This window comes from Candidatus Phytoplasma rubi (assembly GCF_026821955.1).
Lineage (GTDB): Bacteria > Bacillota_I > Bacilli_A > Acholeplasmatales > Acholeplasmataceae > Phytoplasma > Phytoplasma vitis.
Genome location: NZ_CP114006.1, coordinates 589,142 through 611,941, shown reverse-complemented (window position 1 = coordinate 611,941; position 22,800 = coordinate 589,142). Strand labels below are relative to the sequence as shown.

At 21.7% G+C, this 22,800-nt stretch carries 16 protein-coding genes and 4 tRNA genes; all 20 read left to right on the top strand.

Annotated features, from left to right (window positions below; translation table 11 throughout):
• Positions 1-109: 109 nt before the first annotated feature.
• Positions 110-3,055, top strand: a complete 2,946-nt coding sequence (locus tag RS022_RS03395; protein WP_268849774.1) for a BamA/TamA family outer membrane protein — start codon at positions 110-112, stop codon at positions 3,053-3,055.
• Between the two features lie 821 nt (positions 3,056-3,876).
• On the top strand, positions 3,877-5,790 hold the full coding sequence (gyrB, locus tag RS022_RS03390; protein ID WP_268849773.1) for a DNA topoisomerase (ATP-hydrolyzing) subunit B: 1,914 nt from the start codon (positions 3,877-3,879) through the stop codon (positions 5,788-5,790).
• Positions 5,791-5,819: 29 nt separating this feature from the next.
• Entirely contained in the window at positions 5,820-8,339 is a 2,520-nt protein-coding gene (gyrA, locus tag RS022_RS03385) for a DNA gyrase subunit A (RefSeq protein ID WP_268849772.1), read from the top strand.
• 110 nt (positions 8,340-8,449) lie between these two features.
• The gene (gene tsaE / locus RS022_RS03380) at positions 8,450-8,959 is read left to right on the top strand and encodes a tRNA (adenosine(37)-N6)-threonylcarbamoyltransferase complex ATPase subunit type 1 TsaE (protein WP_268849771.1); all 510 of its coding nucleotides are present in this window, start codon (positions 8,450-8,452) and stop codon (positions 8,957-8,959) included.
• 39 nt (positions 8,960-8,998) lie between these two features.
• Complete coding sequence (gene tsaB, locus RS022_RS03375; RefSeq protein ID WP_268849770.1) at positions 8,999-9,562, top strand: tRNA (adenosine(37)-N6)-threonylcarbamoyltransferase complex dimerization subunit type 1 TsaB; 564 nt, start codon at positions 8,999-9,001, stop codon at positions 9,560-9,562.
• 64 nt (positions 9,563-9,626) lie between these two features.
• Positions 9,627-10,622, top strand: coding sequence for a tRNA (adenosine(37)-N6)-threonylcarbamoyltransferase complex transferase subunit TsaD (gene tsaD / locus RS022_RS03370; RefSeq protein WP_268849769.1), 996 nt, complete (start codon positions 9,627-9,629; stop codon positions 10,620-10,622).
• Between the two features lie 65 nt (positions 10,623-10,687).
• A complete protein-coding gene (glnS, locus tag RS022_RS03365) occupies positions 10,688-12,301 on the top strand; it encodes a glutamine--tRNA ligase (RefSeq protein ID WP_268849768.1) in 1,614 nt (537 codons plus the stop codon).
• A 21-nt stretch (positions 12,302-12,322) separates the two neighbouring features.
• Positions 12,323-13,396: a DUF2130 domain-containing protein gene (locus RS022_RS03360; RefSeq protein ID WP_268849767.1), complete on the top strand. Its 1,074-nt coding sequence runs from the start codon at positions 12,323-12,325 to the stop codon at positions 13,394-13,396.
• Between the two features lie 762 nt (positions 13,397-14,158).
• Positions 14,159-14,464, top strand: coding sequence for a hypothetical protein (locus tag RS022_RS03355; RefSeq protein WP_268849766.1), 306 nt, complete (start codon positions 14,159-14,161; stop codon positions 14,462-14,464).
• A 600-nt stretch (positions 14,465-15,064) separates the two neighbouring features.
• Positions 15,065-15,140: transfer RNA gene (locus tag RS022_RS03350), tRNA-Glu, on the top strand.
• 20 nt (positions 15,141-15,160) lie between these two features.
• Positions 15,161-15,237: transfer RNA gene (locus RS022_RS03345), tRNA-Arg, on the top strand.
• A 33-nt stretch (positions 15,238-15,270) separates the two neighbouring features.
• A tRNA-Pro gene (locus RS022_RS03340) sits at positions 15,271-15,347 on the top strand.
• Between the two features lie 13 nt (positions 15,348-15,360).
• Positions 15,361-15,435: transfer RNA gene (locus RS022_RS03335), tRNA-Gly, on the top strand.
• Positions 15,436-15,752: 317 nt separating this feature from the next.
• Complete coding sequence (gene rplM, locus RS022_RS03330) at positions 15,753-16,223, top strand: 50S ribosomal protein L13 (protein WP_268849765.1); 471 nt, start codon at positions 15,753-15,755, stop codon at positions 16,221-16,223.
• A 6-nt stretch (positions 16,224-16,229) separates the two neighbouring features.
• Positions 16,230-16,622: a 30S ribosomal protein S9 gene (gene rpsI, locus RS022_RS03325; protein WP_268849764.1), complete on the top strand. Its 393-nt coding sequence runs from the start codon at positions 16,230-16,232 to the stop codon at positions 16,620-16,622.
• A gap of 129 nt (positions 16,623-16,751) precedes the next feature.
• Complete coding sequence (gene gltX, locus RS022_RS03320) at positions 16,752-18,086, top strand: glutamate--tRNA ligase (RefSeq protein ID WP_268849763.1); 1,335 nt, start codon at positions 16,752-16,754, stop codon at positions 18,084-18,086.
• Between the two features lie 28 nt (positions 18,087-18,114).
• A complete protein-coding gene (cysS, locus tag RS022_RS03315) occupies positions 18,115-19,431 on the top strand; it encodes a cysteine--tRNA ligase (protein WP_268849762.1) in 1,317 nt (438 codons plus the stop codon).
• Positions 19,432-19,497: 66 nt separating this feature from the next.
• Positions 19,498-21,798 carry an HAD-IC family P-type ATPase gene (locus RS022_RS03310; RefSeq protein ID WP_268849761.1) on the top strand — a complete coding sequence of 767 codons (2,301 nt, stop codon included), beginning with the start codon at positions 19,498-19,500 and terminating at the stop codon, positions 21,796-21,798.
• Positions 21,799-21,836: 38 nt separating this feature from the next.
• Positions 21,837-22,553, top strand: a complete 717-nt coding sequence (gene rlmB / locus RS022_RS03305; RefSeq protein ID WP_268849760.1) for a 23S rRNA (guanosine(2251)-2'-O)-methyltransferase RlmB — start codon at positions 21,837-21,839, stop codon at positions 22,551-22,553.
• A 98-nt stretch (positions 22,554-22,651) separates the two neighbouring features.
• Complete coding sequence (gene rpmG, locus RS022_RS03300) at positions 22,652-22,792, top strand: 50S ribosomal protein L33 (protein ID WP_268849759.1); 141 nt, start codon at positions 22,652-22,654, stop codon at positions 22,790-22,792.
• Positions 22,793-22,800 lie beyond the last annotated feature (8 nt).

Below are 22,800 nucleotides of genomic sequence, written 5' to 3'. Positions count from 1 at the left end.
ATAAAATATTTTTATTAAAAATTTAGTTAGAATTGGATTTTTATATTTTAATTTATTGATTTATATTTAACTTTAATTAAAAAATAAAGTAAAGGTAGCATCATAAATTATGATAAAAAATAAAAATTATAAACTAATTAATTTAAAATATTTTTTTTATTTTATTATTTTTATGTTTTATATTTGTATTAAAAATATAGTTTACGCTGAAAAGAATTATAATTTTGATTTATTATCAAGAAATGATTTGTTAAGTCCTAAAATAAATGATTTAAAACAATGTTTGATAAATCAAATAAATCAAAAAAGAATTGTAGTAGATGATAAAGAAAAAGCATTTATTTTAAAAAATATTTCATTAGCTAAGATTATTGATAAAAGCAGTAATTTCCCTTCTGATACTTCTTTTTTTATTCCAGGTAATAAATATTATTTTGTATTAGAATTTCCGACATTAGTTAAATTAAATGATAATTTATTACAAAAATATAAATTTTCTTTTATTTATGAAAATAGATTTTCGAAAATATTAAAAACAACAGAACTAGGGTCTTTGGATGAACTTAATATTCAAACAATTATAGAGCAAATTAAAAAAATAAATCCCAATTTAAATAAAAATAATATTCAAGTTGAAAAAATAATAAGTAATAAAGAATCCATTATCTTTTCTAAAGATTTTGAAGGTAAGGTTTCAGTCACTTATAATATTAAAAAAAATATACCACAAACTCCTAAGTTAAAAGATTTTTTAAAAAAAACAGAATTAGGAACTTTGGATGTTTTTAATATTCAAACAATTATAGAGCAAATTAAAAAAATAAATCCCAATTTAAATAAAAATAATATTCAAGTTGAAAAAATAATAAGTAATAAAGAAGCCATTATCTTTTCTAAAGATTTTGAAGGTAAGGTTTCAGTCACTTATAATATTAAAAAAAATATACCACAAACTCCTAAGTTAAAAGATGTTTTAAAAAAAACAGAATTAGGAACTTTGGATGTTTTTAATATTCAAACAATTATAAATAAAATTAAAAATCTAAATCCTATTTTAGATAAAAACGAACTTCGATTTGATGAAACACCGAATTTACAAGAAGCTATAATCACTTCTAAAGATTTTGAAGGTAAAGTTTTAGTCACTTACAATATTAAAAAAAATATAACACAAACTCCTAAGTTAAAAGATGTTTTAAAAATAACAGAATTAGGAACTTTGGATGATTTTAATATTCAAACAATTATAGAGCAAATTAAAAAAATAAATCCCAATTTAAATAAAAATAATATTCAAGTTGAAAAAATAATAAGTAATAAAGAAGCCATTATCTTTTCTAAAGATTTTGAAGGTAAGGTTTCAGTTACTTATAATATTAAAAAAAATATACCACAAACTCCTAAGTTAAAAGATGTTTTAAAAAAAACAGAATTAGGAACTTTGGATGTTTTTAATATTCAAACAATTATAGAGCAAATTAAAAAAATAAATCCCAATTTAAATAAAAATAATATTCAAGTTGAAAAAATAATAAGTAATAAAGAAGCCATTATCTTTTCTAAAGATTTTGAAGGTAAGGTTTCAGTCACTTATAATATTAAACAAAATATACCACAAACCCCTAAGTTAAAAGATTTTTTGAAAACAACAGAATTAGGAACTTTGGATGATTTTAATATTCAAACAATTATAAATAAAATTAAAAATCTAAATCCTATTTTAGATAAAAACGAACTTCGATTTGATGAAACACCGAATTTACAAGAAGCTATAATCACTTCTAAAGATTTTGAAGGTAAAGTTTTAGTCACTTACAATATTAAAAAAAATATAACACAAACTCCTAAGTTAAAAGATGTTTTAAAAATAACAGAATTAGGAACTTTGGATGATTTTAATATTCAAACAATTATAGAGCAAATTAAAAAAATAAATCCCAATTTAAATAAAAATAATATTCAAGTTGAAAAAATAATAAGTAATAAAGAAGCCATTATCTTTTCTAAAGATTTTGAAGGTAAGGTTTTAGTCACTTATAATATTAAAAAAAATATAACACAAACTCCTAAGTTAAAAGATGTTTTAAAAAAAACAGAATTAGGAACTTTGGATGTTTTTAATATTCAAACAATTATAGAGCAAATTAAAAAAATAAATCCCAATTTAAATAAAAATAATATTCAAGTTGAAAAAATAATAAGTAATAAAGAAGCCATTATCTTTTCTAAAGATTTTGAAGGTAAGGTTTCGGTCACTTATAATATTAAACAAAATATACCACAAACCTCTAAGTTAAAAGATTTTTTGAAAACAACAGAATTAGGAACTTTGGATGTTTTTAATATTCAAACAATTATAAATAAAATTAAAAATCTAAATCCTATTTTAGATAAAAACGAACTTCGATTTGATGAAACACCGAATTTACAAGAAGCTATAATCACTTCTAAAGATTTTGAAGGTAAAGTTTTAGTCACTTACAATATTAAAAAAAATATAACACAAACTCCTAAGTTAAAAGATGTTTTAAAAAAAACAGAATTAGGAACTTTGGATGATTTTAATATTCAAACAATTATAAATAAAATTAAAAATCTAAATCCTATTTTAGATAAAAACGAACTTCGATTTGATGAAATGCCGAATTTACAAGAAGCTATAATCACTTCTAAAGATTTTGAAGGTAAGGTTTTAGTTACTTATAATATTAAAAAAATTCCTTCACAAATTACTTCACAAATTTCACAACAAACTTTTCGATTAAAAGATGTTTTGAAAACAACAAAACTAGGAATTTTTGATGAAATTAATAATCAAATAATTATAGCGAAAATTAAAAATTTAAATCCTATTTTGGATAAAAACGATCTGCAAGTTGATGGGATATTAAATCCTGAAGGCACCATTATAGTTTCTAAAGATTTTGAAGGAAAAGTTTCAGTTACTTTTGATATATTTGAACGACAAAATGTAAATAATTCGAAAAATTATATAATATTTATTATTGTTTTTTTATTTTTATTTATTTTATTATTGTTAATTTATATTTTATAAAAATTTGAAATTTTATTCTTAATTTTATTGAGATGATTTTTTTTGATAAATTATAGTTATAATATTCTCAATCTTTGATTTATCGAATAATAATAATTTTAAAATCTAATTTATAAAATATTGTATATAGATGTTTTCGAATTAAAATAAGAAAAAATCATATTTAAATTATATTAATTTTTTTATATTTTGATTCAATGATTTTTAATTATTTAGGTTTCTCTTTCATTAAATAAAAAGATTAATTCAAATTAAGAGTTAATTATAAATTTTTTTAAATATAAGCCTAAAAAATTAATAAAATCGGCATCATAAAGTAAAAATATATCTGAAGGTATTAAAATTTAAATATATTTATCATTTTATTTTTTAAAACCATAAATATATTTACAATCTTATTTTTTTTAAAGAGTTTTTTTAATAAAAGCCTTATTATTTTAAAATTCTAAATAAAAAAATAATTAATAATAAAAATTTGCATTTTTTTAATAAAATATTAATAATATTTTATTATTGGCTAAAATGTGATTAGATGTTTTTATAACTTATTACTCAAAATTATTATAATATAATCATATATTTAAAAATAGTTTTTATTATTATTAAGTAGTTGTTATTATTTATTAAAAAAATATTTAGAATAAAAATAAATAACGTAAAAACGCTAATTTTTATAAAGTTAGCGTTTTTTATGTTATAATTTTTATAAATGTTTTATATTGTTTTAAATTATATTTTTTGATAAAAAAATTTTTTATGATATAAAAAAATATTTAAATTTGTTTTAATTTAAAATATAACAGGAGATTTTGAATTTATAAATGACTAAAATCAAGAAATATGATGCTGAAAGTATTCAAGTTTTAGAAGGATTAGAAGCTGTTAGGATAAGACCTGGTATGTATATCGGTTCTACTTCAGAAAAAGGTTTATACCATTTAGTTTGGGAAATTATAGATAATTCTATAGATGAATCATTAGCAGGTTTCGCTGACGAAATTAATTTAGAAATTTTAGATAATAATATTGTTTGTATTTCTGATAATGGAAGGGGTATACCAGTTGACATTCATCCAAAAACTAATAAACCAGCTGTAGAAACTATTTTAACAACTTTGCATGCGGGCGGAAAATTTGACAATTCTTCTTATCAAATCTCTGGAGGATTACATGGAGTTGGAGCTTCTGTTGTAAACGCTCTTTCTTCTTGGTTTACTGTCGAAATTCATTTGAATAACGAAATATATTATCAAAAATATGAACAAGGAAAACCAATCATTCCTTTAACTAAAAAAGGTTTCACAGATAAAAAAGGAACAATAATTACATTTACTCCTGATCCGGAAATTTTTGAAATTATGACCAATTTTAATTATAAATTAGATGTTTTAAAAGATAGAATGCAACAGTTAGCTTTTTTGAACAGAAATATTAAATTAAACATTACTGATAGCAGATTCCAACCGGCTCAAAAATTTAATTTTTATTATAAAGAAGGAGTTAAGGAATATATTTTATACTTAAATCAGAATAAAAGCACGTTAACTCAAATTTTTTATAAAGAATATTTTTTTGATAATATATTTTATGAAATTACTTTCCAATATACAAATAAATATAGCCAAAATATTTATTCTTTTGTTAATAATATTCCTACAAAAGAAGGTGGAACACACGAAGAAGGTTTTAAAATAGCTTTGAATAGGATATTAAATAAATATGCTAAAGATAAAAAAATATTAAAAAAAGAAACAAGCTTAATTAGTGAAGATACTTTAGAAGGTCTTACGGCTATTATTTCTTTAAAACATCCTAATCCATTATTCGAAGGGCAAACTAAAAATAAATTAGGTAGTCATGAAGTTAGACAATTTATTTCTAAATCTTTTGGTGAATTTTTGGAAAGTCATTTATTAGAAAATCCTCAAGAAGCTAAGCAAATAATAGATAAATGCTTATTATCTATGAAAGCTAGAATAGCTGCTAAAAAAGTACGTGAAATTACTAGAAAAAAAATGTCTTTAGAATTATTAAATTTTAATTCCAAATTAACTGATTGTTATACAAAAGATCCTATTTTATCTGAATTATATATTGTAGAGGGAGATTCAGCAGGAGGTTCTGCTAAACAAGGAAGAGATTCTCAATTTCAAGCTATTTTACCATTAAGAGGTAAAATTATTAATGTAGAAAAATCTCATTCAGAAAAAGTTTTAAGTAATAATGAAATTGTGTCTTTAATACAAGCGATAGGAACTGGTATTGATAAAGAATTTAATTTAAGTAAAGCGCGTTATCATCGTATTATTATAATGACAGATGCTGATGTCGACGGAGCACATATTAGAACTTTAATTCTTACTTTCTTTTTTAGAAATTTAAAACCTTTAATTGAAAATGGTTATGTTTATTTTGCGCAACCGCCTCTATATAAAGTAGAAAAAAATAAAAAAATTAAATATTTTTATAATGAAAAAGATTATAAAGAATATAAAAATAGCATTGAAATTCAAAATAAAAAAATTTCTTCACAAAGATACAAAGGTTTAGGTGAAATGAATCCGGAGCAACTTTGGGACACTACTATGGATCCGAAACATAGAACTTTATTAAAAGTATGTTTGAAAGATGCTGTAGAAGCTGATAAAATTTTTGATAAATTAATGGGTAAACTTGTTTCTCAAAGAAAAAAATTTATTGAAGAAAACGCTTACAAAGCGAATATAGATATTTAATTTATTAATATTAAAAAGGCGATTAAATTATGTCAAATAAAATTAAAAAAAACAATTCTTTAAATAATTCGAATTCTGATATTTCAGAAATAAATAATATAGGATCTGTTAAAGAAGTAAATATTAGTCAAGAAATGGAAAAATCTTTTTTAGATTACGCCATGAGTGTTATTGTTTCAAGAGCTTTACCAGAAATTCAAGATGGTTTAAAACCTGTTCAAAGAAGAATTATATATAGTATGAAAGAATTAGGTGTCACTTCGCAAACTAGTTACAAAAAAGCTGCTAGAATTGTCGGTGATGTTATGGGTAAATATCATCCTCATGGTGATAGTAGTATTTATGAAGCAATGGTAAGAATGGCGCAAAATTTTAATTATCGCTATCCTTTAATTGATGGGCACGGTAACTTTGGTTCTATTGATGGAGATTCTGCTGCGGCAATGCGTTATACAGAAGTACGTATGTCAAAAATAGCAATGGAATTAATTAAAGAAATAGATCAGAACACTATTGATTTTGTAGATAATTATGATGGAAGCGAAAAAGAACCAGTAATTCTTCCGACAAGTTTTCCTAATCTTTTAGTAAATGGAGCAACGGGTATAGCTGTAGGAATGGCTACTAATATTCCTTCTCATAATTTAGGTGAAGTTATTGATGCTTTGAATGCTTATATAAATAATAAAGAGATTTCTATTTCTGAATTAGTTACATATATTAAAGGTCCTGATTTTCCTACTGGTGGAGAAATTTTAGAAGTTGATAAATTCCAAGAAATTTATGAAAAAGGAAGAGGAAAAATTATTATTCGTTCTAAAATTAATATTGTGACTTCTGAAAAAAATAAAAGTTCGATAATTATTACAGAAATTCCTTATCAAATGAAAAAAAGTAATTTAATTAAAAATATTGTTTCTTTGCAGAAAAACAAAATTTTAGAGGGAATTACAGATTTAAGAGACGAGTCTTCTAATCGCCAAGGTATTAAAATTGTTATTGATTTAAGAAAAGACATTAATCCTAAAATATTTTTAAATAATTTGTATAAACGTTCTCAAGTACAAGTATCTTTTCATTTTAATATGATTGTTTTAATTAATAAAAAACCTCAACTTGTTAATTTGAAACAAATCTTAGAAGCTTTTTTCACTTTTAGAATAAATATAATTAATCGTCAAAAACAATTTGAATTAAAAAACGCTTTATCAAAAAAACATTTAATTCAATCAGCGGTAATTGTTTTAAATGATATTGATGACGCAATTGAATTAATAAAAAGTTCTAGTAATGTTAAAGAAGCACGTGAAAAATTAATGTTAAAATATAATTTTGATGAAATTCAAAGTAAATATATTTTAGAGATGAGTTTACAAAAAATAACAAATTTAGAAGTAGAAAAAATAAAAACAGAAGAACAAAATTTAATTAAACAAATTTTAGAATGTGAAATTATTATTAATTCTCAAACTAAAAAAGAACAAATTCTTAAAAAAGAATTGCTGCAATTAAAAAAGGTTTTTCAAGACGAAAGACAAACTTTAATAAGAAAAGATGTAGAAATTAATATATCTGAAGAAACTTTAATTCAAGAAAATTCTATTCTTATTACTATTACTAATAAAGGTTACATCAAACGTTTAGATTTAGATACTTATAAAAAACAAAATAAAGGCGGAACTGGTGTTAGCGGAATCACTATGAATGAAAATGATTTCGTAAAACATATAGTTATTACTTCTACTCATGATTATCAATTATTTTTTACAAACAAAGGGAAAGTTTACCGCATGAAGGGTTACGAAATACCTGATTATTCTCGACAAGCAAAAGGTATACCACTTATCAATTTAATTCCTTTAAGTGAAGGAGAATTTTTAACTTCTGTTACAAGTATTAACCCTCATTTAAAGCAAGAACATAATTATTTAGTTCTAATAACTAAAAAAGGTTTAATAAAAAGAAATAATATTTCAGATTATCAAAATATTCAAAGTAAAGGCAAAATAGCTTTCACTTTAAAAAATGATGATGAAGTTTTGACAGTTTTAAAAAGTTCAGGCGAACAAGATATTATTATGGCGAGTTCTGATGGTAAAGCTATTCGTTTTAACGAAAAAACTATTAAACAAACTAGTAGAATGGGTAGTGGAGTTATTGGAATGAAATTAAATTCTGATGAAACTTTGATAGGAGCTACAATTGTTGAATCAAATAAACAAGATATTTTAGTTGTTACTGAATTAGGATATGGTAAGAAAAATAAAATTAACGAATATAAAAATCAAAAAAGAGGCGGAAAAGGCATAAAAACTTTAAAAATTACTTCTAAAAATGGTAAAATTATTGCATTAAAAGCTGTTTTTAATGACGAAGAATTAGTTTTAATTTCTGATCGTGGCAAAATAATTAGATTAGTTAACAATAACAAAATTCCAACTCCTAAATCCAAAGTAACTCAAGGAAATAAATTAGTTAAATTAAAAGATTCCGATAAATTATTTAATTTTGTTATTATCAATGATAAAGAAAAAATAGATATTTTGTAAATTAGTATTTTTGAATTTTTAAATAAAAAACATCTAAATAAATTTTTTATAAAAATTAGCTGTTTTTTTATTTTTTTATATTAAAATAATTTATTAAGGTTTGACTCGATATGTTTTTTTCGAAAACAAAAAATTATTACAATATCACAACTTTTTCAGAAGCTCAAACTAAGAAGTTAGGGTTTGATTTATGCCAAACAATTATTTCAAATTATTTAAATAAAGAAAAAAAAAGATGCATTATTATTATTGAAGGAAGAATAGGAGCAGGGAAAACAATTTTTACTAAAGGAATAGCTAAAAAATTATGTATTAAAACCGAAATTAAGAGTCCTACTTTTATTTTATTAAAAACTCATCAAAATAAAGAACAAAAATTACATCATTTGGATTTGTACCGTCTTTTAGATGATAAATATTATTATAAAAAACAAATGAAATACTTTTCAATAGAAATAGAAGAATTATTGGAAAATACAGATGAAGGCGATATTTTAGTAATTGAGACAAATCAAAATATAATTTCTTTTTTTAATTATTGGGATTTTAGAATTCAAATTAAAGTTTTGAATAGCCAAAAAAGAGATATTTTTATAGAAAAAAATATTGATACATTTTAATATTTAATATCAAATATAAGAAAGTGATATTTTTCATATATGGTTTCGGATAAAATTAAAAAATATATTATTTTAGATGTTTCTACTAATATTCAAATAGTTATTTTGAGTACTTCGACTGACATTATTAGTATAGAAACAAATTTATTAAAAAAAAATTTTGTTTCTGAAATAATTCCTTTAATTTCTCGAATATTAGAAAAAAATAATTTAAATTTAAAAGATTTATACGGTATTATTGTTGGTGTTGGTCCAGGTTCTTATATAGGAAGTAGATTAGCAGTTTTGACATCAAAAATTTTATCTTTAGAACTGGATATATCTTTATATGAAATAAGTAGTTTGTTACTGCTATCTAGCGGATATACACAAAAAATCAAAACTCCTAAGATTTATGCGAAACGAAATTTTTTTTATAGTTTAAGTTTAAAAAATGAAGAAATTATTTTATCCGAAAATATTTATGAAAAAGATTTTTTAGATAGTTTCGAAAATCATTTATTATTAGATAAAGATAATTTTAAAATATCTCCTTTAAAAATTTTTTTTTATATGAAAAAAGTAGAGCAAATTTCTTATTTAGTTCCTAATTATTATATTTAATCTTGAAATATAATTTCAAATTTCGTTTTTAAAAAAAGAAAGAAGTTAGGTAATTTTATATAATATGATTATTTTATCAATTGAAACTAGTTGTGATGAAACAAGCATTGCAGTTGTAAAAGATGGGAAAAATATTTTATCTAATGTGATTTTTTCGCAAATAAAATATCATCAAAAATTTGGTGGTGTAGTTCCAGAATTAGCTTCTCGTAAACATGTAGAAATTATTACTTTGGTTTTATCAGAAGCTTTAAAAAAAGCTCAAATAAAGCCTCGAGAAATTGATTTGGTAGCTGTAACTCAAGGCCCTGGTTTAATAGGTTCTTTATTTACTGGTGTTAATGTTGCAAACACTTTTGCTTACATTTATGATAAACCTTTAATAGGTGTTAATCATTTGATAGGCCATATTTATGCTTCCCAAATAGAGAATGAAATAAAATTTCCTTCCTTAGTTCTTTTGATTTCAGGAGGACATACAGAATTGTTTTATTTTAATAATCACTTTCAAATTAAAGAAATTGGCACTACTTTAGATGACGCAGTAGGTGAAATTTATGATAAAATTGCTAGAACTTTAAATTTAGGTTATCCTGGAGGTCCTATAATTGAACAATTAGCATTAAAAGGAGAAGATTTATTTTCATTTCCACGCCCTTATTTAAAAAATAAAAATTTAAATTTTAGCTTTTCAGGTTTAAAAAGTAAAATTATAAATTTTATTAATAAAAGAAAAAATATTGATTCAGATATTAATAATATTTGTGCTTCTTTTCAATCTAGTGTCGCAGATGTTTTAATAACAAAAACTAAAAGAGCTTTAAATTTATATCCTTCTAAAGAGTTAATAATTGTAGGCGGAGTAGCTTCTAATCAATTTTTGAAAAATCAATTTAAAAATGCTTTTCCAGAATTAAGATTGATCATCCCTTCTCCTATATATTGCACTGATCAAGCAGCTATGATCGGAATTGCTGCTTATTATCAAAATATATTTGGTCCCTTTAAAGGAAAGAAAAAATATAATTTAACAGCGAATCCTGATTTATCTATAGGATAATCAAAAAATATAAAATATATTTTATATACAAATTTAATGATAAAATAAGTGAGGTTTTTTAATAAATGTTTCAAGGATCGAATTTTATCAAGAGTATTATTGCAGAAGATTTAAAAAATAAAAAATATACAAAAATAATTACTCGTTTTCCACCTGAACCAAATGGTTTTCTTCATTTAGGACACGCACGTTCTATTATTATTAATTTCGAATTAGCCAAATTTTTTAACGGAAAAACTTATTTAAGATACGACGATACAAATCCTATTGTCGAAAAACAAGAATATGTAGATTTTATTCTCAAAGATGTTAAATGGTTAGGTTATACACCAGATAAAATTTTATTCGCTTCGGATTATTTCGAAGAAATGTACAAAAGAGCAGTTATATTAATTAAAAAAAATTTAGCATTTGTAGATGATTTGAGCGCGGAAGAATTAAAAAAATATAGAGGAGATTTATTTACACCAGGAATAAATTCTCCTTATCGTAATCGTAGTATAGAAAAAAATTTAGAATTATTTGAAAAAATGAAAAATGGTTTTTTTAAAGAAGAAAATAAAGTTTTAAGAGCTAAAATTGATATGGCAAGTCCTAATATGAATTTAAGAGACCCTGTTTTATATAAAATTCTTGACGCTTATACTTTAAAAAATAAACATTATTTTATTTTTCCTTCATATAATTTCGCGCATCCTTTAGAAGATGCAATTGAAGGTATTTCGCATTCTTTATGTTCTTTGGAATTTAAAGATCATCGACCTTTATATGATTGGGTCATAAAAGAAACTGAAATGGAACATGTGTCGACTCAAATAGAATTTGGTCGTATGAATATTACGCAAACCATTTTAAGCAAAAGAAGTTTAAAATTTTTAGTTAGTTCTGGTTTAGTTCAAGGATGGGATGATCCTAGAATGCCAACTTTAAGAGGTATGAGGAATAAAGGATATACTCCCGAATCTATTAAAAAATTTATTCTTGAAATTGGTCTTTCCAAAAATAATACTTATGTTAATCAAGATATGTTATATTCTTTTTTGAGAGAAGATTTACAAAAAAAAGCTAAAAAAATAATGGTTGTAGATGAACCTTTAAAAGTAACTATTATTAATTATCCTGAAGATAAAATAGAATCTTCTGATGTACCTTATCATAAAGATCTTGATTTAGGGATGCGAAAAGTTTTTTTTTCTAAACATATTTATATTGAAAAATCAGATTTTCAAATTGAAAAATTAGATCCTAAATCTAAAAAATTATTTTTAAATGGAGAAGTAAGATTATTTTATTTTTATTTTATTAAAGCGGTGGATGTTGTAAAAAATAAAAAAGGCGAAATTATTGAGATTTTAGCTACTTACGATCCAAAAACAAAAAGTGGAATTTCTTTCAATGAAAGAAAACCTAATGGAACTATTCATTTTGTAGAAATGAATACAGCTAAAAAAGCTTTTTTAAATTTTTATCAACCTCTTTTTGAAAATAATAATCCTAAAGATTTAAAAGCAGAATTTAATCATTTTTCTTGGATACGAAAAATAGCTTTTGTTGAAGGCGGGTTAGATATAAATGTAAATTATAACAAATTCCAATTTATTAGGAAAGGTTATTTTTATTTAACTAATACCGAAAAAAAAGTAATTAATTTTAACGAAATTATTTCTTTAAAAAAATAAATAAAAATAAAAAAATAAAATATGAAAAAAATAAAAGTTTTAATTAAAAATTCATATGAATTAGAATTACAAGAAAATGCTCAAAAAGGCGATATAATTAATTTAAAAGAATGTTTAGAATTAAATTTAAATTCATTACAAAAACATATACATAATAAAGAAATGCAAGAAAAAATAATAAAAATTCAACAAGAATATGAACAAAAAATAAAAAAATATGAGAATGAAAAAGAGATTTTATTGATTAAAAAAACAATGGAATTAGAAAATATAAAAAACAACGAAATTAATCATTTAAAAAATGAAATTACTCAATTAACATTAACAAGAGCTAATTTTAACATTAAGTTAATAGGTGAAAATTTAGAAAAATGGTGTGATAATGAAATGCAAAATCAAATATTAATTACTGATGATATTTCTTGGTATAAAGATAACGAAATTATTAACGGAACTAAAGGGGATTTTATTTATAAATTGTATTTTGACCAAAATAAAAAAGAAAATGAAATTTTAACTTCAGCTATTTTAGAAATGAAATCAGAAACGAAATTATTAGAAAAAACTAAAAAACAAAAAAATGAACAATTTTTTAAAAAATTAGATAAAGATCGTAATAATAAAAATTTAGAATTCGCCTTATTAGTAAGTGAATTAGAATATGATACAGAAAATGATAATCCCGTTAAAAAAGTAAATGAATATAAAAATATGTTTATCATTAGACCTTCTTATTTAATAATTTTTTTGAATATCATTACCGCTTTAGGAAGAAAAAATAAAGAATTAATTTTGGCTCTTTCAGACAAAAAACAAAAATTTTGTGATGAAGAAGAAATAAATAAAAGTTTTCAACAAATGAAAGAACACATTTTAAATAATTCTTTAAATAAAATAGAAAACAATTTATTAAAAATTTCAGAAGAAAATGAAAAAATTAAAAAAATGTTAGATTCTTTAAATAGTTCTCATTTTAAAATTAAAAAACAAATACAAACTATTTCTAAAGAACATTTAACAACCATCTTTAATCAAATTAAAAATTTTAAAATAAGCAAAATTATCAAACAAATTAATCGTTTAAAAAATAAATAATTGGCAACTGCGCACTGTTATAAATTTTTTTAAATAAATTCATTTTTAATACTGAAAAGACTAGTTAAACAAACTAGTTTTTTTGTTTTTAGTAAAAAGAAAAAATACTAGACTATACATGTTGTTAAAATGTTAAATTAATAACAATTTTATTGTTCTTTTTTTATTTTAATAAAAAAAGAAAGGAGAAAATTTTGGAAAAAAAATAAAAAAAGTTCAACTTATTAAAGTTGAACTTAGTTTATAATTTAAATTAAATTGTTGTTGATGTAATAGGTGGCTGTGTGGCAGTTCCGCACTGAGCCCTAAAAAATATACAAACTTTAAATTTAAATTAATTAAACTAAGTTATTCTTTTATTCTTTAAATTTAACTTTTGTGTTTGAATTTTTTATTTTTTTAAAATAGTAAAATTTGTTTATTTTTGAATAAAAAAATAAATTTATTTTTTTATTCAAATTTGATTCTATATATATATGATATTTGATTAATTTAGTTTAAAAAATATTTATTTTAAATTAGAAAAATAATATTATTTAAAAAAAGTGTTTAAATTATATAAAAAACATTTATAATATTTTTGGTGGTTTTTAATAAAATCACTTTTATAGTTAAAATAAAAAAATAAAAAAATAAAAAAATAAAAAAATAAAAAAATAAAAAAATAAATTAGTAAATGAGGTTTATATAATAATTAATAAAGATTATAATTTTATAAAATTTGGTTCTAAATTATTTATTGTTTCATTTGTATTTACATTTTTGATTTTTTATGCTTCTGTTTTTGCTTTTACTAAAACATATTCAAATTCTCCAATTACAAATTCGAATGATATTATCCCAACTAGTAATGTTATTTCTGAAAATGACAAATTAAATGAAGAAAATAATTCATATGAAAATGAAAATTTATCCGAAAGTTCATCTGAAGAAGAAATAGAAAAAGATAAACCGTTATTAAATGAAATGGAAAAAAATAAACCGTTATTAAATAACAAAAATACAAAAAATAATAAAATCGGATTAAAACAAATATTTAAATTCAAAACAAAAAAAGATCCAAAATAAATATAAATTATAAAAGAATATTAAATTAAAATATAGAATTTATTTTAATTGTCATTGTTTTATCTTTTCAAGAAAATAAATAATAAAATAAAATTTAATTTTTTTTAAAAAAAAGAATTTCTAAAAGAGGTTCTTTTTTTTAAAAAAAATTAATAATTTTAATAAATTTTTAATTTGAAATGTTATAAAAAAATATTTTAATTGATTATTTTATTAAAAATATTTTTTAGTTGTGGTTATAATAATTTTTTAATTTAAAAAATGATTTTAAATATTTAATTAATAATCTTAAATAAATTATAATATGAGTGGAATAAAGTATTGATTTTAAATAAGTATTTGAATTTGTAAATTTATTTTTTAAAATTATTTTTTATTTTCAGTGTTTATTAAAATTTTTAAAAAAATTTTAATTTTTGTAATTATTTTATTTTAATATTATAATAAAGAAATATTATTTTAATTATATTTTATGTTAAATTATGTTAAAATTATTTATGTAATAATTACAAAGTTATATTTTTATTATTTATTTATTTTGGTAGCATTTCAAAAAGAACAAAAATTTTTTTTATATTTTTGTATTTATAAATAAGATTAGGCCCGTTGGAGAAACGGTTAACTCACATGCCTTTCACGCATGCATTCACGGGTTCGAATCCCGTACGGGTCACCAAATAATAATATCCTAAAAAAACACCCATAGCTTAATTGGATAGAGCATCTGACTACGGATCAGAAGATTAGGGGTTCGAATCCTCTTGGGTGTGCCATTTGTTTACTTAATTTTTTATATAATTATTAAGCGGGAAGTAGCTTAGCTTGGTATAGCGCCTGGTTTGGGACCAGGAGGTCGCGGGTTCAAATCCTGTCTTCCCGACCATTATATAAAATAAGCGAATGTCGTATAATGGCCATTACCTTAGCCTTCCAAGCTAAAGATGTGGGTTCGATTCCCATCATTCGCTCCATAAAAATTTAAATATATTAAATTTTTTAAAAATAAATATAATTATATTCAAATTTTGATTTTAATAAAAAAAAATATAATTAAAATAAATAAAATATTATATTTTTATTTTAATTATATTTTTTTTTATGAATTAGATTATAAATTATATTGACATTTTAATGTTATTTTTATATAATTATATTATAAATTTTAAGATGATTTTTTAAAATGATGTTAATATTATTTTATTTTTTTGTATAAGAAAATAGGTTTAATTGAAAGTTATTAAATTAATTATAGATAAAAAATTATCTAGATAGGGAAGAGTTATTATTTATGGCTGATACTATAAATCAAAATGAAGAGTTAAAATTCAACAATAAAACTTTTTCTATTAATAAAAAACAAGTAGTTCAAAAATGGTATTTAGTTGATGTCAAAGGAAAAGTTTTAGGTAGATGTGCTACTAAAATTGCTAGTATTTTAAAAGGCAAAGCTAAAACTCATTACACTCCGAATGTTGATAATGGTGATTATGTTGCTGTTATTAATGCATCTAAAATTCATTTAACAGGAAAAAAATGGCAAAAAAAAGTCTATTATAGACATTCAGGTTATCCAGGCGGTTTGTCTAAAATAACTGCTGGTGAAATGATGAAAAAATTTCCTACTCGTGTTGTTGAAAAAGCTATTTTCGGAATGTTGCCACATACTAAATTAGGAAATCAAATGCGTAAGAAATTGTTTGTTTATCCTAATGAATCGCATAGACATGAATCGCAAAAACCAAAAATTTTAGAGGTATAATTTATAATGAATAAAAATCAATATTTTGGCTTAGGAAGACGTAAAAGTTCCGTCGCAAGAGTAATTTTAGTTTCAGGTTCTGGGAATATTAAGATAAATAAAAGAGATTTTGTTGATTATATTCCTTCTAAGGACATTCGTCTTGAAACTATTAAGCCTTTAAAATTAACTAAAACTTTAGAAAAATATAACATTGTTGCTAATGTTTATGGCGGAGGAATAACATCTCAATCGGGAGCGATTCTTTTAGGGATAGCTAGATCTTTAGTTGAAGCAGAACCTAGTTTAAGAATTATTTTGAAAAAATCTGGATTATTAACAAGAGATTCTCGTTGTGTAGAACGTAAAAAATACGGTTTAAAAAAAGCTCGTCGTGCTCCTCAATTTTCAAAACGTTAATTTTTTATTTATATTTTTCAACAAATTTGAAAGAGTTTTTTACTATAAAAAAAGACTCTTTTTTTTATTTAAATATATGCTTGTTATTTTTAAAATATTCAATTTTTTCAGGTTAAGGATTCTATAAATATGAAAGAAATAAGATTACGTTACGCCCCTAGTCCTACTGGTTTTTTACATATTGGAAATGCTAGAACAGCTTTGTTTAATTATTTATTTGCTTGTCGTTATAAAGGTAAATTTATTATTAGGATCGAAGATACCGATTTAAAACGTAATATAAAAGAAAGTGAATCAGCTCAATTGGAACAATTAAAATGGTTAGGTTTAGTTTGGGATGAAGGACCAGATTTAAAAGGACCATTGGGGCCTTATAGACAATCAGAAAGAATATCTATTTATCAAAAATATACTCAGATTTTATTAGATAAAAAGTTAGCTTACAAAGAATATCAAGGAAATAATGATAAATTTGTAGTCCGTTTTAAAGTTCCTTCGAATACTTTATATGAATTTAATGATATGATAAGAGGCAAATTATCTTTTGAAAGTGATCAAATAGAAGATTGGATTATAATTAAAGAAAACGGATTCCCTACTTATAATTATGCTGTTGTTATAGATGATTATTTAATGAAAATATCTCATGTTTTAAGAGGAGAAGAACATATTACCAATACTTCTAAGCAAATAATGATTTATGAAGCTTTTGGATGGGATATTCCTATTTTCGGTCATATATCTTTGATTTTAAATAAAAATAAAAAAAAATTAAGCAAAAGAGATGTTGATATAGTTCAATTTATCAAAAAGTATATTGATTTAGGTTTTTTACCTAAAGCTTTATTTAATTTTTTATTTTTTTTAGGTTTTGCTCCGAAAACTAATAAAACTGTTCTTTCGACTGAAGAAATGATTTCTCTTTTTGATAAAACAAGATTCGTTAAAGCACCAGCCGTTTTCGATGATCAAAAATTATTTTTTATTAATAATCAATATTTAAAAAAAATGTCTTTAAAGTATATAGTTGAAAAAAGTAAATTTTTTTTTGAAGAGAAAAAAATTTTTTTAGAAGATGAATATTTAGAGAAAATAATTATTTTATTTAGAGATAGAATGAATTATATTCAAGAAATTGTAAATTTATATTTAGAATTTTTTGAAGAAAATAAACAAATAGATAATGAAATTATACCTATTATAAAAGAAATAAAAGATTTTTCTGTAATTAAAATTTTAAAAGATTTATTTGTAAAATTAGAAATTTTTCAATCATTTTTTATAGAACAGCTTATTAATAAATTCAGGGACTTAACTAATTTAAAAGGAAAAAAACTTTTTTTAACTTTGAGAATAGCTTGTACTGGAAAGCTACACGGTCCTCATTTGTTAACGTATTTAGAATTGTTAGGTAAACAAAATATTTTAAATAATATTCAAAAATTATTAAATTTTAATTATTAAATATAAATAGAATAAAAAGGATTTTATCTTGAAAATTTATAATTCTTTAACTAATCAAAAAGAAAAATTTTATTCATTAGAAAAAAAAAAAATAAATATTTATGTTTGCGGCCCTACAGTATATGAACATTTGCATATAGGAAATATAAGGCCTTTGATTTTTTTTGATCTTGTTAAAAAATATTTTTCTATTTTAGGTTATGAAGTTCGTCTAATAGTAAATGTTACGGATATCGATGATAAAATTATTCAAAAAGCAATAGATAATGAAGTTTCTGAAACGCAGATATCTCAAAAATATACAAAACATTTTTTAAATTTATTATCGAAATTAGAAATCACAACAATAGATCAACATCCTTTAGTAACTGATTATATTCCAGAAATAATATCATATATAGAGAAATTAACTCAAAAAGGATATACATATATTATAAATGAAGGAGTTTGTTTTAAATCGAATTTAATTCCTCATTATAGTTTATTAAGTGATCAAAATTTAACAAAATTAAAAAAAAATTCTAGAAATATAATATTAGATTTTCAAAAACAAAATAAAGAAGATTTTATTTTATGGAAAAAAACTAAAGTCGGAATTAAATATGATAGCCCTTGGTTTCCTGGAAGACCAGGATGGCACACAGAATGTGTTGTAATGATTAATAGTATCTTTAAAAATACTATAGATATTCATGGCGGCGGAATTGATTTAAAATTTCCACATCATACTAATGAACAAGCTCAATTTTGGGCTATAGAACAAAAAAAATTAGCTAATTTTTTTATTCATATAGGATATGTAGAATATAATAAAAATAAAATGAGTAAATCTTTAGGAAATGTTATTTTAGCGAAAGATTTATTAAATAAATTCAGTTCAAATGTTATTAAAATGTTTTTTTTATCTTATCATTATTTACAACCTATTCATTATAATAATAATTTAATAAAAGAAATTAAAGTAAAATATGATAAAATATTTTATACTTTAAATAAGAATAATTTTCAATTAATTTTAAATAAAATTTTTATTAAAGGCGTCGATTCATTTTATATTGATAAATTTTATTCTTTAATGTCAAATGATTTTGATACTCCTAACATTTTAACTTTAATTGAGGAATTATTAAAAAAAATAAATAAAATCACTGAATTAGAATATTTAGCTAGATTGCAAAATACATTAATTTATTTATTTAAAAGTTTAAATATTAATATTGTTTTAAAAAATGTTACCAAAGAACAAATTAAAATTTATTATTTATGGCTTGAAAAACATAAAAAAAAGGATTTTTCTGAATCGGATGTTTTAAGAAATATTTTAAAAAAAGATATGCTAATTTAAAAAAATATATTTTTTAATTTTTTTTATTATTATGATAAATATATAGTTAAAGATGGTATATATAATATGATTAATCAAAATAAAGATAATCAAATGAAAAGAAATGATTTTTTATTTGACATCAAAGGTCTCAGTTCAGAAGAAGTAGAACAAAAAATAAAAGATAAACAAAATAATGTATTAATAAAAAATATTAATAAAAGTATTTTAGGAATTATTTTAAGTAATGTTTTTACTTTTTTTAATTTTTTATTGTTTATAATTATTTGTCTTATTATTCATATAGGACATTATGAGCAATTATTTTTTTTGTTTATCAACATATTAAATGTTTCTATTAATATTTTTCAAGAAATTAAGGCTAAAAAAACTTTAGATAAAATTTCTATATTAAAATTTAACCATACCAAAGTTATTAGAAATGGTTTTTTAACTGAAACATTAATTGAAAATGTTGTTATTGATGATGTTCTTTTTTTAGAATTAGGTTCTCAAATTGTTGCCGATTCTAAAATAATAAAAGGGTTTTTAGAAGTTGATGAATCTCTTTTAACAGGAGAGTCTGGTTCTATTTTTAAAAAAGAAGGAGATGTTTTATATTCTGGAAGTTATGTTTTAAGCGGAAATGCTTGTGCTAAAGTTTTTTGTGTAGGTCCAAAAATGTATATTTCTAAATTGACACAAGAAGCGAAGAAATATAAAAAAATTAAAACACCTTTAATTCAGAATTTATCTTTATTAATTTGGTTTATTTTTTGTTTATTGATTCCAACATCTTTGATTTTATATTTTTTTCCTAAAAAAATTGATATTAACGAAGAGCCATTTGTTTTAGGTTTATGTGGTTTTGTTTTAGGTACACTTCCTTCTGGATTGTTTCTTTTAACTAGTACTACTTTATTTGTTAGTTTTATTAAATTAGCCAAAAAAAAAGCTTATATGAAAGAACTTTTTGGGATAGAAATGTTAGCTAGAATAGATGTCATTTGTTTAGATAAAACAGGAACTATTACAGATGGCACTATGAAAGTAAAAAATGTTTTAAAATACAAAGATTCTAATTTATTGCCTGAAGATTTGTTTTTTAATATTATTAATGTTTTTCCTCAAAATAATTCGACTCAAAAAGCTTTATATCAAGAATTTTGTTCTTTACCAATAAAAAATCAAAAAAAAGATATTTATAAAATTCTAAAAATTAAACCTTTTTCTAGTATTAACAAATATAGCGCGGTAGAGATAGATAAAATGGGTACTTTTGTTTTAGGCGCTCCTGAATTTATTTTAAAAAAACAATTTAGTGAAATTAAAAACGATTTTCAAAAAGAAATTAAATTAGGATATCGAGTTTTGCTTTTGGCTCAAACTGATACTTCATTAGATAATATTAATGATAATACTAATTATAAGATTATGTTTTTGATTTCTTTAGAAGAAAAAATTAAAGAAGATGCTTTTGATATTATTAATTATTTTATTCGAAACGGTATTAGTGTAAAAATTATTTCAGGAGATAATTTAGAGACAATATCTTATATTGCTAAGAAATTGAATATTATTAAAACCTCAAAACAATCAATTAATTTAATTAATTTAGAATCAAATGAATTAGATGATGCTTCTTTGAAATATAATGTATTCGGAAGATCTACTCCACAACAAAAAAAAATAATTATTCAAAATTTAAAAAAACAAAATCATAGAGTAGCGATGATAGGTGATGGTGTTAATGATATTTTAGCCTTTAAAGAAGCAGATGTATCGATTGCTATGGCTTCAGGAAATGAAGCTTGTAAAAATACTGCTAATTTAATTTTGCTTGATTCTCAATTTCATTCTTTAATTCAAGTAGTTACTGAAGGAAGAAGAGTTATTAATAATTTACAAAAAATTTCTATTTTGTTTTTGACTAAAACAATTGTATCTTTTTTATTAGCGTTTGTCGTTATATTTTGGAACTTTTATTATTGGTGCGCTAATATATCTTATAACATAATTTCTTTTCCTTTAAAACCATTACAATTTAACTTAGTTGATACTTTTTTTATTGGTATTCCGTCTTTTTTTTTAGCTTTAGAAATGAATAATAAAAAATTAAATAAATCTTTTTTTAGAATTATTTTCCAAAAATCTTTTCCTTATTCTTTATTAATGGCTTTGTTTTATTTTTCTTTAATATGTGTATCTCCCTCCGAAACAGATAAAATTTCTCTTTTATTAAATATATTTATCGCTTGTGTTTTTTTTAATTTGTTAATATATAGTTGTATTCCTTTTAATAAATGGAAAAAAATATTAATTTTTATAGTTTTTTCTGGTTTTATTTTGAGTTTTTTATTTATTAAATTTTATTTAAATTGTATATAATTAATTTTAATTTTTATCTAAAGAAAGATTTATAAAAAATGATAGTTTATGGAAAAAATGTAATTAAAGAAGTTATCAAAAACAAAAGGTTCATTCATGAATTATATGTAAATTCTAAAATGAAAGATAAATTTTTTTTAGATTTTTTAAATCAAAATAATATTGAGTATGAATTTGTAGATAAACATCAATTAAATGAAAAAGCAAATAGTTTCGAACATCAAGGTGTGGTAGCAAAAGTTGAAGATTATAAATATCATAATTTATTTTCTTTTTTAGATTCTGATTCTTTTTATTCTAATAAATTTAAAAGATTTTTAATTTTAGATGAAATTCATGATCCACATAATTTTGGTGCTATTTTAAGAACTATGGAAGCATTACAATTTGATGGCATTATTATATCTCAAAAAAATCAGGTTCTTTTGAACGGAGCTGTAGCTAAAGCATCTAGCGGAGCATTAGAATACGTTAATATTTTTTTAGTAGATAATTTATTTAAAACTATTATTTATTTACAAAGTAAAGATATTGTTGTTATCGGTACTGATTCAAAAGCTGATTTAAATTTAAATAAATTAAACACAAATTGTTCTCTTGTTATTGTTTTAGGAAACGAAGGGAAAGGAATACGACCTTTATTAAAACAAAAATGTAATTTTTTAATGAAGATACCTATGAAAGGCCGTATTAATTCTCTTAATGTAAGTGTAGCTGCCGCTTTGATAATGTATACATTACAAAATAAAAATTAATTTGTTAATTTTATAAATAATTTATATGTTAGAATACTTAAAGTTAATAATTTATTTTATTATCATTTTTTTAAGGAAGATTGATTAATTTAGAGATAATGAAAAAAAATATTTTAATTTGTAATTTTTGTTTAAGTCGTAATTATCATGTTACTGTAGTTAACCGTAGTAATCGTTTGATTTTAAAAAAATATTGTCCCCATTGCAAAAAACATGTTTTGCATGAAGAATCAAAATAATTGATTAA

What these genes read in the sequence shown, in the direction of transcription:
- RS022_RS03395 (WP_268849774.1), top strand. Translation starts at nt 110, where the DNA reads ATGATAAAAAATAAAAATTATAAACTAATTAATTTAAAATATTTTTTT.
- gyrB (WP_268849773.1), top strand. Translation starts at nt 3,877, where the DNA reads ATGACTAAAATCAAGAAATATGATGCTGAAAGTATTCAAGTTTTAGAA.
- gyrA (WP_268849772.1), top strand. Translation starts at nt 5,820, where the DNA reads ATGTCAAATAAAATTAAAAAAAACAATTCTTTAAATAATTCGAATTCT.
- tsaE (WP_268849771.1), top strand. Translation starts at nt 8,450, where the DNA reads ATGTTTTTTTCGAAAACAAAAAATTATTACAATATCACAACTTTTTCA.
- tsaB (WP_268849770.1), top strand. Translation starts at nt 8,999, where the DNA reads ATGGTTTCGGATAAAATTAAAAAATATATTATTTTAGATGTTTCTACT.
- tsaD (WP_268849769.1), top strand. Translation starts at nt 9,627, where the DNA reads ATGATTATTTTATCAATTGAAACTAGTTGTGATGAAACAAGCATTGCA.
- glnS (WP_268849768.1), top strand. Translation starts at nt 10,688, where the DNA reads ATGTTTCAAGGATCGAATTTTATCAAGAGTATTATTGCAGAAGATTTA.
- RS022_RS03360 (WP_268849767.1), top strand. Translation starts at nt 12,323, where the DNA reads ATGAAAAAAATAAAAGTTTTAATTAAAAATTCATATGAATTAGAATTA.
- rplM (WP_268849765.1), top strand. Translation starts at nt 15,753, where the DNA reads ATGGCTGATACTATAAATCAAAATGAAGAGTTAAAATTCAACAATAAA.
- rpsI (WP_268849764.1), top strand. Translation starts at nt 16,230, where the DNA reads ATGAATAAAAATCAATATTTTGGCTTAGGAAGACGTAAAAGTTCCGTC.
- gltX (WP_268849763.1), top strand. Translation starts at nt 16,752, where the DNA reads ATGAAAGAAATAAGATTACGTTACGCCCCTAGTCCTACTGGTTTTTTA.
- RS022_RS03310 (WP_268849761.1), top strand. Translation starts at nt 19,498, where the DNA reads ATGATTAATCAAAATAAAGATAATCAAATGAAAAGAAATGATTTTTTA.
- rlmB (WP_268849760.1), top strand. Translation starts at nt 21,837, where the DNA reads ATGATAGTTTATGGAAAAAATGTAATTAAAGAAGTTATCAAAAACAAA.
- rpmG (WP_268849759.1), top strand. Translation starts at nt 22,652, where the DNA reads ATGAAAAAAAATATTTTAATTTGTAATTTTTGTTTAAGTCGTAATTAT.